This is a genomic window from Paenibacillus sp. KS1 (assembly GCF_001680695.1).
GTDB lineage: Bacteria > Bacillota > Bacilli > Paenibacillales > Paenibacillaceae > Paenibacillus_B > Paenibacillus_B suaedae.
The window spans coordinates 20,069-35,300 of record NZ_MAIS01000005.1 but is presented as its reverse complement, the minus strand read 5'-3'; the positions used below and the strand labels follow the sequence as shown (position 1 = coordinate 35,300).

Below are 15,232 nucleotides of genomic sequence, written 5' to 3'. Positions count from 1 at the left end.
ACGCCTCGGCGTTCATCTTCTGGTTTCTTTTTGTATTCTTGCTATTCCTTTGGACATCCGCATAATGAAGAGCTCCAAGCCAAGTACCTTCTCTACTCGGCCTGACTTCATTTCATAGTCGAGTTCTGCCGCCTCCGCTATCCATTGCGTCAGCTTATTTCCATCATAGTCACGCGCTTGCTCGTAAGCCATTTTGACGGCGTATGGATGCAGCCCAAGTTGGGAAGCTGCCTGCTGCTGACTGAAGCTGCGGCTCGTCAGTTCCTTCACCTGTACCATAATCCGCAATTGCCGTACGATAAGCGCCATAATCTTAATAGGCTCTTCTTTTTGCTTCAACAATTCATGCAGAGTATCAAGCGCCTGATCCGCTCGCCGTTTGATAATATCCTCAACAAGCTGAAATACATTCTGTTCTGTGTTCTTGGCAATCAAGGAGTGGATGGTCTCTACCACAACCGTTCCGCCTCTCCCTGTGAACAGGCAGCACTTCTCAATTTCAGCCGACAATGTCTGCAAATTCGTCCCTGCACTGTTCAGAATTGCACGGATAGCCTCATCCTCGATCGAGCACTCATGCTTCTCCGCTTCCTTGCGAACCCACATCGTCAACTCGTCTGCGCTAAGCGGCAGGAAAGGAAGCACTGCTCCAGCTGTCTTGGCTTTCTTAACCGTCTTCTTCCGTTCATCCAGCTTGTCCGCCTGCACGAGAAATACAACAATGCTCGTGTCCATTGGATTATCCATATACTCAAGCAATCGCTCCGTCTGATGCTCAATCTTGCCATCCTTCCCAGATGCGAATACTGTCGAATCCTTCACCAGAATACATTTGCGCGGAACTAGAAACGGCATCGTCTCCGCCTCTGCAACGACTGCCTCAACCGGGTGTTCCGAAGTATCCATCTTCATAATGGCTAATTCACGATTATCTTCTCCGACTGCATGCTCTATTAAGAATTGTACGAACTCCTGAATCCGATATTTTTCAGTACCGTACAGAATATAGATAGGGCGCGGAAAGCCGCGCTTAATTTCCTTGACGGCTGCTTTAATATCTACCAAATTGCTAGCCTCCCCTTACGATATAACGAACCTCATCATAGCAGACTTTGACACAAAAACAAAGGGACTGGCACAACATCACTGTTGCGCGAGTCCCTTTGTCCCCTAACATCTATAATAAACATTTGCCACGAAGCTCTAGAAACTCCGCACAAATGGTCATTCGACGTACGGGAAAGCATTCTGTCTTCTTGATACCATACTATACGCAAGGACGTAACAATGTGTGCATGATAGCCCTGCATGTAAGCCCTTTTTATTTCGATTGTTGAATTGATCCTTGAATGACTTCTTTCTCCGCTGAATTGCCTGCGTCCACAATCGGCTCGAGCGCATCATTCTTCAGTTCATACTGGAGCTTACTCGACTTCCCATCCTCTCCGGATGCGACAACTGTCAGCTTCGAGCTGTCTGCCGACCAAATCAGCTCAGATGGCTTCTCTGCTACAGCAATCGTCTGCAGCTTCGTTCGCTCCTGACCATTTAGCTTATAGAGCAGCAGCTGTCCATTGTCCCATGTCGCCATAAGGCTGCCGTTCGGTGCCGTCGCTTCGGCTACAGATGTAATAGAAGGGCCGACAAAGGAATTAATTTCCTTCTGTTCTGGCATCTTATTGCTTCCATCCTTCTGAGGCTCTTTCGGCGGCTCTTCTGCTAGAACCTGTTCTGTATCCTTCTGCTGTGGATCCTTCTTCGCATCTTGTTTCTGCCCATCTTGATTTGGCGGCTGTTTGTCTGCATCCGGTCTTGTTCGCGTCTGTCCACCTGCCACAGAACGATCTGCTGAAACTGTCTCCTGATCCTTCTTAGGATGAGAAGTGCTTTCTTTCGGCTCCACATCCTTCGGTGTCGGAATGCCGATCTTCTGTTGGGATGAGTCTTTCATTTCCTTCTGTCTATCTTGAGTAGACTTCTCCTTATCCGCTTCTCCCGTTTCCTCTGTTGTCGCATATGAAGAAGGTTCGGTTGAATTGTTCTGTGGATCGTTATTCGACGGTTTTTCCTTCATCGGAGAGCTAGATTCGGATTTCGTAACTTGAGAACTATCGGATTTGTCTGCAGTCTCGGTCTTCATGAGCTGCTCGTTCCTAAGCTCACTAAACTCGCCAGCCTGTTCCTCTGTAGGCGGCTTGAAGTTGACAATAAATAGACCAAGCACAAGCCCTGCTGCGATGACAGCGCTGGTCGCACGCCAGCGGATTCGTTCGAACCAACGTTGCTGAGTTGATTGAGGCGTCGCAGTTCCCTTGACGATACGCGGCTTGATAGGCGATCCAGTTGCTGCATGGCCCGCTGACACAGCCTCTTGCGGATATGCTTCTGCATTTGGTTCGACCGCAGCTAGCTGCTCATCTCGATCAATGATATCCAGCGCTGGCATAATTGCATCAACTAGGCTGAATTTCGGCTCGACCTTAGGCAGCTGAACTAATTCCGTATGGAGCCGTTCCAATCGCCTAGCCATCTCACTGCAGGCGGGGCAATGGTTAATATGCTCAGTCAGAAGGTGCTGTTCCGAATCATTCAAGTCTCCATCCAATTTCCGCTGCATAAGTTCCATCACCTCTGAACAGTTCATCCTCGCACACCACCTTTCTCGTAATCTTGCAGCATAGTCTGCAGCTGTTGTCTGGCGCGGAATAGATATGATTTCACCGTATTGAGAGGCAAATTCAAGCTATCAGCAATTTCGTTATACGAGAAATCTTGCAAGTAGCGAAGAACAACGACAGCACGGTGATGTTCCGGCAGTTGGTCAATCGCTTCTCGTATATCATGCGCTGCATGGGAGGATAGGACATCCCTCTCTACGCTTTCATTGCCAAGGAATGTGAGATTATGCTCCTCTATCGATACAGTCGGCTTCGTGCGGCGGAATTTGTCGATGCAAATATTCGTCACGATGCGCTGTACCCAAGTCTTGAACTGTGCTTTCTCCTCATACGATTGAATTTTAGTATATATCCGGATTAAGGCCTCTTGGGACGCGTCCAGTGCATCCTGCTCATTATTCAGTATGTAATAAGCAGTTCGATACACATATTGTTCGATTTCCCGCAAAAGAGTGATAAGCGCGTCTCTATCGCCAGACTGAGCGGATCGAATGAGTCCTGGCTCTACCACCTTGATCCCCCTCTCTTGCATATCCATTGACGTGAGAACGTCTGAAATGGTTGCAGATGATCGTTACCAATTTGTAGAATAATTTTAATACATAAAATTCCCTTCAATAATTCAAGATTAGCATAGCAAAAAACACCCTGAAAAGCATATCAAAATGTAATGAAACTTAAAAAATAGAAGAAAGATACAGGAAAAAGAGCACGTCTCGTGACGTGCTGTCTGTTCCCTTCTATAAATGTATCCTATCACGCTTCGCCCTCACCTTCAAACCACTAGGCGTCAGCTTGAATTGGATCTCCCCTTCTATATCTGTTCGTTTCACAGGAACCTTCCCATCATGCAGCGTTTCCAGCACTTTCGGATGAGGGTGTCCATATCGATTATTGCGCCCTGCCGATATGACCCCTATCTGGGGCTTCCATTGCTCAAGCCATTCAGGTGTAGTAGAGGTTTTGCTTCCGTGGTGAGCCACCTTCAAGACGTCGATAGACTTCGATCGCTGGAATGAAACACGCTCGAGCATCTGCCTCTCCCCATCGGCTTCCAGATCTCCTGTAAGCATGAATACTGCCTGCTTCCTACTTGTTGGATGGGTAAGTGTCAATTGGACGACAAGGGAGGCCTCGTTCTGATTGTCTTGAAAGTCGAGGGTAGAACCATCCGTCGAAGGATAAGGATACATCACCTCTAAGGAGCTCCACGAATCTAGCTCCCATCGCTGGCCTGCTTCCCATTTGCGAATAGGGATCCCTTGATCAATCGCAGTGCGGTATAGACTGTTCATCGAGGCGGAATACTTCCATGTCCCGTTCATAATGAACTGCTTCACCGGGATATGCTTCAGTACAGCTTGCAATCCCCCAGCATGGTCTTGATCGGCATGCGTTAACAGAACAGCATCCAATTCTCTGATGCCTCTCTGCTTCAACAACGGAACAACTACCTTCTCCCCTACCTCAAAGGGCACTCTGCGTTCCCGCCAGCGATCTTCTGGCTTGCGAAAATTCACAGTACCCCCGCCATCAATAAGCATGTGTTTGCCCGAAGCCGTCGAGATTAAGATGCTGTCACCCTGACCGACGTCGATAAAACTAACAACTGCATCATTCGAACGCCCCATGGAATATCCTTGCAGCACGATGAACCCGAGCAAGCAAGCGGCTGCAAGCGCAATTGCTCCTCTATATCGATATCCGCCTACCGGGAGCTGGATAAAATCGAGCGGTTGTGTATCATCAGCATGGTTCAAATTATGCCCTCGATCTCTTTCTCTGCGGTTAATCTGCCTCGCATCCCACCAACGCCGAACAGAAGTCAGCGCCAAGGCGAATCCGAGATAGTAAAGAGCGATCCACCATAATGGAGGGGTCGGCCATATGATCGTAGCACCTTCCATTTGTGCCAGCCAATACACTAGTTGGAACGTAACCTCATTCAACCGTTCAACAAGCCAAACGATCGGTACTGCCGCAGGTTCATATAGTGAACCGACAATCAACGATACTGAGCCAATTGGAAGCACAACAACGCTGACGAGGGGGACAATAACAAAATTAGCCAAAAAGGACAACAGCGAAAATTGATTAAAGTAATAGACGGTAAGAGGCAGCGAAACAGCTTGTGCAACCAGTGTAACCGAGAGCGAACTGGCCAATGTCCGCGGCAAAGAAGCCATTAGCCTCATAGCGAGGGGGACAAATAAAATCAGCCCAGCCGTGACAATAAAAGACAATTGAAATCCGACCTGCAGTACATAACGAGGCTGCCATACCGCCATGAAAATGAAGGCAGCTGCCAGAAGATGCAGCCCATCCTTCAACCAGCCTCTCTTCGCCCCATAAAGGGCTAGGAAAGCCATCATACCTGCACGAATAACCGATGGCGACGCCCCCGTCAACAATACATACATCGGGATGAACCCCATCGTGATCAATATGCCCGTCTCCTTCGTCATGCGCAGCAATCGGAAGAGATACAATAGAGCTCCGATAAGTACACCTACGTGCAATCCAGATATGGCAAGTATATGGGTAAGTCCCAACTGCGAGAACTGTTGATAAATATCCGGATCCATATCTCCCCGTGTTCCCAGGATAAGCCCTTGCATATAGCCGCTATGAGGCTGCTTGTACATATGCTCCAATATCGCAGCCAGACGCTCCCTGCCTTGATCCACATATGCCAGCATTCGATTCCACATGATAGTAGGTGCATAGGAAGAGATCGTCTCAAGTGCTGTATGCGAGGTCATTTGCTGTAAACCCGACACCTTCAACAACCAATCGATTTGCAAAGTATGTAAATAGTCTCTGTAGCTGAATCCGCCAAAGTTCCCCGCATCGCCGGGAGCCTCAAGCTTACCTTGTATACGCACCAATTGCCCTCGGTTCCATTGATGCACCTGTTGCAGTTCCTGTTTACTAGATAACTTGATTTGAACTAGCAGCGTCTCCCTTACACTTTCCATGCGCTTCGTTTCTGGTGTTCTCCAGCCTGTAACTCCGAATTGGAACTGCATCCGATCTCCGTCCAGCTCTGGCGGGGTTAGGATCACCCCTTCCCATTCTCCATTCACTTCCTGTACCTGATCTACATAAGAACTAACTCCCTCATACGACCAGACACTATCTCCACTGTTCACCGTCAACTGATAATAGAGTACAGCCATAAGCAGCAGCAGCGCATACAAGACTGCTTGCATACGTCTGCACCAGCCTCCTATGACACAAAGCGGCAATACTAGCACAATTCCGAGAGCTGCAATCCAAGCCTCTCCATTCGAGAGAACTGCGCTTAGATGGAAGCCTCCGGCCATCATACAGGCAGCCACAACCAACGGTCGACGTGCCAGCATACCATCCCCCCTACCCATACACAAAAAACCTCCATACTCGCCAGCACTGCTCTTCGCATTTAATTGCGAAACGAACAGTGCTGCTTGAGCACAGAGGTTCTTCCTCATCCCTATTCAGAACGATACATTTATTCGCTAACTTCATCCATTACCGACTCTGCTGGCGGATGATAATGATCAAGTTGACGGAACACAATTCCTTTATGCTCCATCATCGCAGCCACTTTATCGCTATCCTTCAAATAAGGACGGTGATAAACAATCTCGACAACACCACTATTGGCGAGCATATTGGCACATGTCCAACAAGGCTGATCCGTCACGTATACCGTAGATCCCTCTCTATCATTCCGATCCGTGAATAGCAGCAAATTCTGTTCTGCATGGATCGTGCGAATGCAGCGCTGCTTCTTAACCATCTGCGCTTCGCCGTCTACGACAACTTTCTCATATTGTTCTGCGATCATGCAGCCAGCCTCACTGCAGTCAGGAATCCCCATCGGAGCGCCATTATAAGCGGTACCAAGCAGCTTCTTGCCCTGTACGAGCACAGCGCCCACATGCCGTCTTGGACAGCGCGAGCGAGTAGACACCATATAGGCAATATCCATAAAATACGTATCCCAGTCTTTGCGCATAGTCGTTGTCATAACTCCAATCCCCATTCTTCTGCCTTTGTCTATGTTGTGTATGTTACCCTTATTGTAAGCAGGCCTGCGCATTCATGCAACTAAAGACATCACAATGTTGCACATTTCACGCATTTTATTCCACACGTACCTGATCCCGGATCTTGGCCATCATCTTCTTGCCGATTCCCTTCACCTTCATCAGATCGTCAACGTGGCGGAAGGCTCCCTTCTTCTCACGGTATTCAATGATTGCTTTCGCTTTACTCGGTCCAATACCTGGAAGTGTCACCAGCGCAGATGCATCAGCTTCATTAATGTTGAGAAGTTGGGATACAGCTCCCTTAGCTCCCTTGTTCCCAGCCGCACTGGAATGCTCCTTCTCCGTCTTAAGGACATCCGTTGAAGGAAGTAAACTGGCGGCCTCCGATTGTCCTCCCTTTCCCGTGTCAGCACCATCATCCTTATGGGCTACTGTCGATACGGAAGACTGCTGCTTGTTCTGTGCATGTTGTTCCGCAGCGGGAATCGACTTCGAAGACATCTTCGATTCCGTGATCTGGGCTTCCTTCCCTTCAGCAGCCATCATCGATTCAATCTCATCATTCAAATCCGTCCAAGTCCCTGCTTGCAGTGACCCTTGCGGCTTCACCCATATCCACATACAGATTGCAACACCGATTACTGCTAGACTCATTGCAATTAGCCAGCGCATTGGCAATGCTCCGGTCTTCCTCATTCCTTCTCTCATGTCACCACACCCTTCGTCAGCGAATGACGGCATAATGGTCAACCATGTCATCATATGGATCAATAAGCTTGATAAACTTGTGTTCATCACAAATGAATACGAAGTGAACATAATCACGTCCTACGACAACAGCGGAATAGGCAGAAGCAAAGGGAGGGAACGTACTTGAAAGTCGGGTTTATAGGTACGGGAAGCATGGGGTCTACGATCATTGAAGCACTTATTCAATCAGGTGCATTGGAACCATCTCAACTTATCGCAAGCAATCGCACGAGGAATAAAGTTCAACAGCTAGCTGCGCAATATCCTGGGCTGCAATTGGCCAGCAGCAATGTAGAAACTGTACAAGAAAGCGATATCGTCTTTTTATGTGTGAAGCCTTCAGAATTCAAAGCCGTTCTGAACGAAATCGCACAATATGTAAAGCCTTCTCTCATCGTTGTATCGATAACGAGTCCAGTGCTCATTAGCCATTTGGAGCGGCAGCTGTCCTGCAAGATAGCAAAAATTATACCAAGTGTTACGAATTATGTATGGAGCGGAGCATCCTTATGTATGTATGGAAGCAGAATTCAAACAGAAGACAGGCTGCTATTGGAACAGTTGATGATGTCCATTAGCCGTCCAGTTCAGGTATCCGAGCAGTATACGCGCATCACTTCGGATATCTCAAGCTGTGGGCCGGCATTTATCGCCTTTTTCGTGCAGAAATGGATAGAGGCTGCAGTTGAAGTTACAGGAATCGAAAGGAATGAGGCAGAGCGCCTGGCCAGCGAGATGCTGCTTGGTACTGGCAAGCTGCTAACGGAGGGAGGATTCAGCCTTGAGCACTTGAGACAGCGGGTAGCAGTCCCCGGCGGCATTACCGCCGAGGCGCTCCGTCTGTTGGATGGTGAGCTGGATGGAGTATTCCAGCAGCTCATTCAAGTCACCCATGCCAAATATGAGGAGGATCTACACAAGGTCGAATCCCAACTATTTGGCGAAGAACTTAACCGACCACAATGTTAACAAGTCTGCCTTTTACTGCGATGACTTTGCGAACCGTCTTGCCGGCGATGGCATCCTGAACGTTCGCGAGGGACATCGCTTTTTGCTGCATTGCTTCTTCGTCAGCATCTGCTGCTACATTTGCACGGCATACAATCTTGCCATTCACTTGAATAACAATTTCTGCTTCCGCATCAACTGTAAGCGACTCATCATAAGTCGGCCACGCAGCGTACGTAATCGACTCTTGGTAGCCAAGACGCTGCCACAATTCTTCCGCGATATGTGGCGCGAGCGGTGCCAGCAATTGAACGAAGTTCTCCATCGCTTGGCGTGGAAGAACCTCCGTCTTATACGCCTCATTGATGAAGATCATCAATTGGCTGATTGCCGTATTGAAACGGAATCCTTCGATGTCTTCCGTCACCTTCTTGATGGTCTTGTGCCATGTACGAACGAAGGCCGGATCTGTTCCATCCGTTCCGTTAGCAATCTTGCTGTTCAGGGCTCCTGTCTCCTCGTTAATGAACAAGCGCCAGATGCGGCTCAAGAATCGGTAGCTTCCTTCTACACCATTCGTGTTCCATGGCTTCGTCGCTTCCAGTGGACCCATGAACATTTCATAAATGCGCAGCGTATCGCCGCCGAACTCGTTCACAATATCATCTGGATTGATGACATTGCCGCGGGACTTAGACATTTTCTCGCCATTTGTACCAAGGATCATCCCTTGGTTAACAAGCTTCTGGAATGGCTCCTTCGTATCTACGACACCAAGGTCGAACAATACCTTGTGCCAGAAGCGCGCATACAGCAAGTGAAGAACCGCATGCTCAACGCCTCCAATGTACAAATCAACTGGAAGCCATTTCTTTTGCTTCTCTTTGGAGCAGATTTCATCGTTATTGTGCGGATCGATGTAGCGCAGGTAGTACCAGCTGCTTCCCGCCCATTGCGGCATTGTATTCGTTTCACGGCGAGCCTTCATACCCGTCTCTGGATCAACTGTGTTCACCCATTCGTCTACATTCGCTAGCGGAGATTCTCCAGTTCCTGATGGACGAATCTGATCGACATCCGGCAGTGTAAGCGGAAGTTCGGATTCCGGTACAGGCTTCATTGTTCCGTCTTCCAGATGAAGAATTGGAATCGGCTCTCCCCAGTAGCGTTGACGGCTGAACAACCAGTCGCGCAGGCGATACGTTACCTTGCCTTCGCCCTTGCCTTCTGCTTCAAGCCATTCAATCATGCGCGCCATTGCAGCCGCATTGTCCATTCCGTTCAGGAATTCTGAATTCACATGAGCTCCATCGCCGGAATATGCTTCTTCCTGTACATTGCCGCCTTCAATCACTTCGATGATCGGCAGGTCAAATTGCTTCGCGAATTCCCAGTCGCGCTGATCATGTCCAGGAACAGCCATAATTGCACCTGTACCGTATCCAGCAAGCACATAATCCGAGATCCAGATTGGAAGCTTCGCTCCATTCGCCGGGTTCACCGCATAGCTGCCTGTGAATACACCCGTCTTATCCTTCGCCAAATCCGTACGCTCCAGATCGCTCTTGCGTGCCGCCTGCTCTTGATATGCCTTCACAGCAGCTTGCTGTTCAGCTGTCGTGATGCGTTCGACAAGCTCATGCTCAGGAGCCATGACACAGTAAGTTGCACCGAACAGCGTATCTGGACGAGTTGTAAATACAACCAGTTCCTCTTCGTGACCGTCGATAACAAAGCGAACTTCAGCTCCCTTGGACTTCCCAATCCAATTGCGCTGCATGTCTTTCAAGCTCTCCGGCCAGTCAAGCTCATCCAGATCTTGCAACAAACGCTCTGCATACTCCGTAATCTTCAATACCCACTGGCGCATTGGCTTACGAATAACTGGGTGGTTACCACGCTCCGAACGGCCATCAATGACTTCCTCATTCGCAAGTACTGTACCGAGAGCTGGACACCAGTTAACAGGAACTTCTGCAACGTAAGCGAGTCCTCTCTTGTACAACTGAATAAAGATCCACTGCGTCCACTTGTAATATTCCGGATCAGTCGTGCTGAACTCGCGATCCCAATCATAAGAGAAGCCCAATGACTTGATCTGACGACGGAAGTTGTCGATATTCTTCACCGTGAATTCACGCGGATGCTGTCCCGTATCGATCGCATATTGCTCAGCTGGAAGGCCGAATGCGTCCCATGCCATCGGATGAAGGACATTGTATCCTTGCATGCGCTTGTAACGAGACATGATATCTGTAGCCGTATATCCTTCCGGGTGTCCTACATGAAGTCCGGCGCCAGATGGATATGGGAACATATCCAGTGCATAGAAATTCGGCTTGTTCTCATCTTCTGTCGTTGCAAATGTCTTATGTTCATCCCAATAGGATTGCCATTTCGGCTCGATCTGCTGCGGCACGTAACCGTGCGGCTGCTTCGCTTCTTGACTCATGCTTACTCCTCCTACGATGCCCAGACGGCTGCTCGCGCATGTCCGTCATACTTGTGGCAATGAATAAATGTGATTAAAAAAGCCTCCCATCCTTAGCGATAATCGCTAGGGACGAGAGGCATTATTCCCGTGGTACCACCCTAGTTAGCGGACAGCATGCTTTGCTATCCACTCCCTTTACACCATTAACGCTGGCAATACGTCGCAGCTTACCGCTCCTGATTCTGCTGCGCGACTCTGAGGTGAGTTCGCTTCTGCACCATCACCGGCTTGCACCAACCGCCGGCTCTCTGAAGATGGGACCTAAGGTACTATTCCTCTTCGAAGTCTTTCCATTCTACCTATTCAGCTTGAATATGATTATGATGCATCCAAATAGATGCAAGTAGCTATATCATAATGAAAAATTTTCTTATTGTCAATGATCGCCATGCAACTCCAAATCTTTCTTGTTCATTCGCCTTGAATTGAGAAAGTAACACCAAATTCTACATCTCACGACGGATAAATGTGCATCTCACGTGCATCTTCAGAAACTATGCACATCTATCTTTATGGCTTCACTGCAACAAAAAAGATTCGCCGCGACTCTTCGTCCGGCGACTGCCATTCAAAGTCCGCAAATTGCTCGACATGACCGAAACCAGCTTCTTTCAGCATACGTTCTAACCAATCTGGATCATAGGCGCGTTCAACATGTTCCTCGTCAATACGCTCGTACAAGCCTCCAGACTGCTGACGAACGAACAAGGTCAGTTGGTGCTCAATCTCCTGGCGTTCTTCATCATAGTCCGAAAACCAAATGTAAGAGATATCTTCATCATCATAGGCAAAAGGCTGGGTCTCCGCATAATGTTCGAATTGACGGACATGAAGCACATCGAACAAGAAAACGCCGCCAGATCTCAAGTTGTTATAGGTAGCTTGAAAAGCACGCTTCACGTCGTCCTCTTCCGTCACATAGTTCAAGCTGTCACAGAACGAAACGACGGCATCCGCTTCTCCAGGCATGGCCCAATCGCACATATCCTGATTCACCCAACGCACGTCGCCCTTCAGCGGGCCAGCCTCTATTCCCTTGCTGCTCGCAATTGACAGCATCGATTCTGAGATATCGATGCCGATTACATCATAACCGAGCTTGGCCAGTGGCAATGCCGTACTCCCGGTTCCACAGCCAAGGTCAACGATGGAACGAACCTCGCCGCTTCCAAACCGTTCCCAAGCCTGCCGAGCAAATGACACCCACTGGTCGTATGGCATGTCCTCCATTAAGCGGTCATAAACCTCCGCTACACGCCCATATGAAATCATCCATCTTCACTTCCCCTGCTGGAGGTTGTTCCCTCATTCCATCATTCGTAATGCATGTTGAATGAACGACTTAGCGTGCATTGTCGTTGCCGTGCGAGCGAGCCTTATGTGCTTCACGCGCTTCGGCTTGTGCCGCCGACAGTGCCTTGTGAAGCTGTGCCGTATCCATTGCAGCAGCCGCTTCCGTCAATTCGGTCCAATTCCCATTTTGACGAATGAGACCCGCCTTCAGCAAGCGGCCGATGGCACGCTTGAATGCTGACTTGCTAATGCCAAAGCGCTGCTTCACAATATCGGCAGGCGTCTCATCGGAATATGGCATTGTGCCGTTCGGACGCTCCTTCAAGAAGGTGAACAAGCGTTCAGCATCTTGATCCATGCCGACTTCTTTACGCTCTGCCATCGTTACATTCACGCGCCCATCCTCACGGACATGCGTAATGCGAACACGGACAGACTCACCAAGACGAAGCAGGCGCGGACGGAGTGATTCATGAATGAATCCAATAACACCTTCTCCAACAGGCGCGCCATCTACGACAACGAACGTTCCCATCTTGAGAGCACGGTACACGACCGCATCGCGCCATGTGTTGTTCCAAGACTCAGGAGCTGCGAACATATAAGGTACCAAATCATCTTCACGAGCTGGCAGTGCAATAAGTCGTCCGTAGCGATCCTGTTCCATCCGGACGTATACCTCATCGCCAACCTTCGGGTGAAGCGGTTCGAACTCGGGAAGCTCTCCCTTCGGAAGCAACAGCTGACGCCCAATCCCCATCTCCAGGAAGCAGCCGTACTTCGGATGAATATCCGCTACCGTAAGCTTAGCAATCTCTCCGAGTGTCAACAAAGGACGCTTCATTGTCGCAGCAATGCGATCTTCCGTGTCATAGTATAAAAACACTTCCACGTAATCGCCAGGCTCTACTTTGCCCGTAAGCTCTGTATAATGCAGCAACACGTCCTGCTCTCCGTTCGTCAAGAAATATCCGTACGGAGATACTTCACGGTCGATTATTAATCGTTGAATCGTTCCTGCTTCCCAAATCATGCAAACTCCACAACTTTCGCATCGGACCACAGCTTCTCAATGTTGTAGTACTCGCGTTCTTCGCGGTGGAACACGTGCACGATTACGTCGCCCAAATCAATGAGAACCCAGCGTGCGGAGTCAAATCCTTCTGTACCGCGCACGTGTCCGCCTACTTCATGCACACGCTTGCGAATTTCATTCGTAATTGCTTGAACTTGTGTATCCGAGTTCCCGTGGCAGATTACGAAATAATCTGCAATGAGGGAAATGCCTTGCAGGTCAAGCGCAATAAGATCCATCGCTTTCTTATCTTCAGCCGCACTTACGGCGATTTCGAGCAATTGTTTAATGTTGTCTGCCATTCAATTACCTCCACATTGTGTTTGAGCCATTCTTATTCTTGTATTTCTAAGCCCATTTCGTGATTAAGTTGCTGACTGTTCAAGTTCTGTCTCCAGTTCGAGGATCAGCCCATTACGAGCATGGATCGTCATCGGGAATACCTGGCGTCGGCGCTCAATCAAGAATCGAATGGTCGAGTCAAATCCGGCAATTAACGCCGCATTTAGATTCTGCTCCGCCAGTTCACGTATATGATCAACTCCAGGGAAATCCCGCCCCGGCTCGATGTAATCTGCCAGACACACGACCTTATCCAACAGGGTCATCTTCTCTCTGCCGGAAGTATGGTACTTGATTGCATCCAGTATTTCTACATCTTCAATTCCATATTCATGCTGCGCCACATGTGCGCCCACAGGCGCATGCCATAATTGCTTGTCATACTCCAGCAATTCGGATGGCATGTTATGTTCCCGAATCATCTGTTCCATTCGATCTGTCTGCCAGTACTTTGCTACATCGTGCAGTATGGCCGCGATATCCGCCTTATTCGGGTCTGCTCCATACTTCTTGGCCAGTTGAACGGCTGTTGTCATAACCCCTTGCGTATGCTGCCATCTTACAGCTGGCATCTGGGATTGTACAGCCTCAATCAGTTGTTCGCGCGTCCGATTCATATAGACCCCACCTTGCTATATACTGTTGAACCTCGTCCGGCACAATATACTTGATCGATCGCCCTTCGGCCAATCGCTGCCGAATATCGGTAGATGAGATATCGATCTGCGGCATCTCGCTCTCGATGAGCCGAGAAGACCACGCAGCAGGCAGCTTGGCAGCATCCCAGCTTGATCCAGGACGATGCAATCCAACAAATTGAATCTGCTCCATCAGCTCATCGATGTGATGCCACTGGGGCAAGTAAGCGACCATATCGCCGCCGATAATCCACGCCCACTTGACGTCGGGATACTCCTGGCGCAGCCCATGGACAGTGTCTAGCGTGTAGGATACACCGCCATGCTTAATCTCCCAGTCGCACACTCGAAAATGCGGATTACTTTGCACCGCCAGCCTCGCCATTTCCAAGCGCTGCTCCGCAGAAGCAGCTGGTCGATGCGCTTTATGCGGCGGCACATGCGCTGGCATGAACCATACCTCATCTAAGGAAGCTGTCTCCCTAGCGCATTCCGCTGCCACTAGATGCCCGAGATGAATAGGGTCAAAAGTCCCGCCCATGATCCCTACGAACTTCATTCGGTAGCCCTCCAGTGATCGTTATGGCAGTTCAATCTGCTTGTTATCTGTCGATTCCTTGTACAGCACGATCGTTTTGCCAATGACTTGAACAAGTTCGGATCCGGAGCGTGAAGCAAGCTCCTCTGCGATTTCGCGCGGATCTTCCAAACAATTGTTCAATACCGATACTTTCATCAATTCGCGTTTCTCGATTGCATCCTCAACGTGACGTACGAGTTGATCATTCATACCGCCCTTGCCTACTTGGAAAATAGGCTGCAGATGATGTGCAAGAGAGCGAAGATAGCGTTTTTGTTTACCCGTTAGCATATAAGTTTAACCTGCCTTATCTATTCATGAGTGATAGTATTGAGCCTTCTTTCCATGTCTGGAACGTGCGACTCCTTCGTGCCTAAATGTCTTCTGTATTAGAGTA

14 protein-coding genes and 1 other annotated feature are annotated in these 15,232 nt (G+C 49.1%); of the genes, 1 reads left to right on the top strand and 13 read right to left on the bottom strand.

Annotation, left to right across the window (positions count from 1 at the left end; genetic code table 11):
- Nucleotides 1–12: 12 nt before the first annotated feature.
- The 6 genes from holA to BBG47_RS02945 form a co-directional block, all read right to left on the bottom strand.
- Nucleotides 13–1,065 (bottom strand): DNA polymerase III subunit delta, encoded by a 1,053-nt coding sequence (gene holA, locus BBG47_RS02970; RefSeq protein ID WP_021256840.1) that lies wholly within the window; start codon nt 1,063–1,065, stop codon nt 13–15.
- A gap of 256 nt (nt 1,066–1,321) precedes the next feature.
- Nucleotides 1,322–2,644, bottom strand: coding sequence for an anti-sigma factor family protein (locus tag BBG47_RS02965; protein ID WP_065290466.1), 1,323 nt, complete (start codon nt 2,642–2,644; stop codon nt 1,322–1,324).
- Nucleotides 2,641–3,189 (bottom strand): RNA polymerase sigma factor, encoded by a 549-nt coding sequence (locus BBG47_RS02960; RefSeq protein ID WP_065290465.1) that lies wholly within the window; start codon nt 3,187–3,189, stop codon nt 2,641–2,643. The genes BBG47_RS02965 and BBG47_RS02960 overlap by 4 nt, the downstream gene beginning before the upstream one ends.
- Nucleotides 3,190–3,418: 229 nt before the next feature.
- Nucleotides 3,419–6,043 carry a ComEC/Rec2 family competence protein gene (locus BBG47_RS02955; RefSeq protein ID WP_065290464.1) on the bottom strand — a complete coding sequence of 875 codons (2,625 nt, stop codon included), beginning with the start codon at nt 6,041–6,043 and terminating at the stop codon, nt 3,419–3,421.
- 128 nt (nt 6,044–6,171) lie between these two features.
- Nucleotides 6,172–6,693: a deoxycytidylate deaminase gene (locus BBG47_RS02950; RefSeq protein WP_021256844.1), complete on the bottom strand. Its 522-nt coding sequence runs from the start codon at nt 6,691–6,693 to the stop codon at nt 6,172–6,174.
- Between the two features lie 115 nt (nt 6,694–6,808).
- Nucleotides 6,809–7,423: a ComEA family DNA-binding protein gene (locus BBG47_RS02945; RefSeq protein WP_175400470.1), complete on the bottom strand. Its 615-nt coding sequence runs from the start codon at nt 7,421–7,423 to the stop codon at nt 6,809–6,811.
- A gap of 165 nt (nt 7,424–7,588) precedes the next feature.
- Here BBG47_RS02945 and comER point away from each other — a divergent pair, with 165 nt between their 5' ends.
- Nucleotides 7,589–8,434, top strand: a complete 846-nt coding sequence (gene comER, locus BBG47_RS02940; protein WP_021256846.1) for a late competence protein ComER — start codon at nt 7,589–7,591, stop codon at nt 8,432–8,434.
- On the opposite strand, the gene leuS is transcribed toward comER, so the two are convergent.
- From leuS to yhbY, 7 genes are all read right to left on the bottom strand, one after another.
- Nucleotides 8,415–10,865 carry a leucine--tRNA ligase gene (leuS, locus tag BBG47_RS02935; protein ID WP_065290462.1) on the bottom strand — a complete coding sequence of 817 codons (2,451 nt, stop codon included), beginning with the start codon at nt 10,863–10,865 and terminating at the stop codon, nt 8,415–8,417. The genes comER and leuS overlap by 20 nt on opposite strands.
- A 104-nt stretch (nt 10,866–10,969) precedes the next feature.
- Nucleotides 10,970–11,199: a binding site (T-box leader), on the bottom strand.
- Nucleotides 11,200–11,417: 218 nt separating this feature from the next.
- Entirely contained in the window at nt 11,418–12,179 is a 762-nt protein-coding gene (locus BBG47_RS02930; RefSeq protein ID WP_065290461.1) for a class I SAM-dependent DNA methyltransferase, read from the bottom strand.
- Nucleotides 12,180–12,249: 70 nt separating this feature from the next.
- Entirely contained in the window at nt 12,250–13,233 is a 984-nt protein-coding gene (locus tag BBG47_RS02925) for a CvfB family protein (protein ID WP_065290460.1), read from the bottom strand.
- Nucleotides 13,230–13,577 carry a ribosome silencing factor gene (gene rsfS, locus BBG47_RS02920; RefSeq protein WP_021256850.1) on the bottom strand — a complete coding sequence of 116 codons (348 nt, stop codon included), beginning with the start codon at nt 13,575–13,577 and terminating at the stop codon, nt 13,230–13,232. Before rsfS ends, BBG47_RS02925 begins: the two co-directional genes overlap by 4 nt.
- A 63-nt stretch (nt 13,578–13,640) precedes the next feature.
- Nucleotides 13,641–14,234: a bis(5'-nucleosyl)-tetraphosphatase (symmetrical) YqeK gene (gene yqeK, locus BBG47_RS02915; RefSeq protein WP_065290459.1), complete on the bottom strand. Its 594-nt coding sequence runs from the start codon at nt 14,232–14,234 to the stop codon at nt 13,641–13,643.
- Nucleotides 14,206–14,814 (bottom strand): nicotinate-nucleotide adenylyltransferase, encoded by a 609-nt coding sequence (nadD, locus tag BBG47_RS02910; RefSeq protein WP_065290458.1) that lies wholly within the window; start codon nt 14,812–14,814, stop codon nt 14,206–14,208. The genes yqeK and nadD overlap by 29 nt, the downstream gene beginning before the upstream one ends.
- 21 nt (nt 14,815–14,835) lie before the next feature.
- A complete protein-coding gene (yhbY, locus tag BBG47_RS02905; protein ID WP_021256853.1) occupies nt 14,836–15,126 on the bottom strand; it encodes a ribosome assembly RNA-binding protein YhbY in 291 nt (96 codons plus the stop codon).
- Between the last annotated feature and the right edge of the window lie 106 nt (nt 15,127–15,232).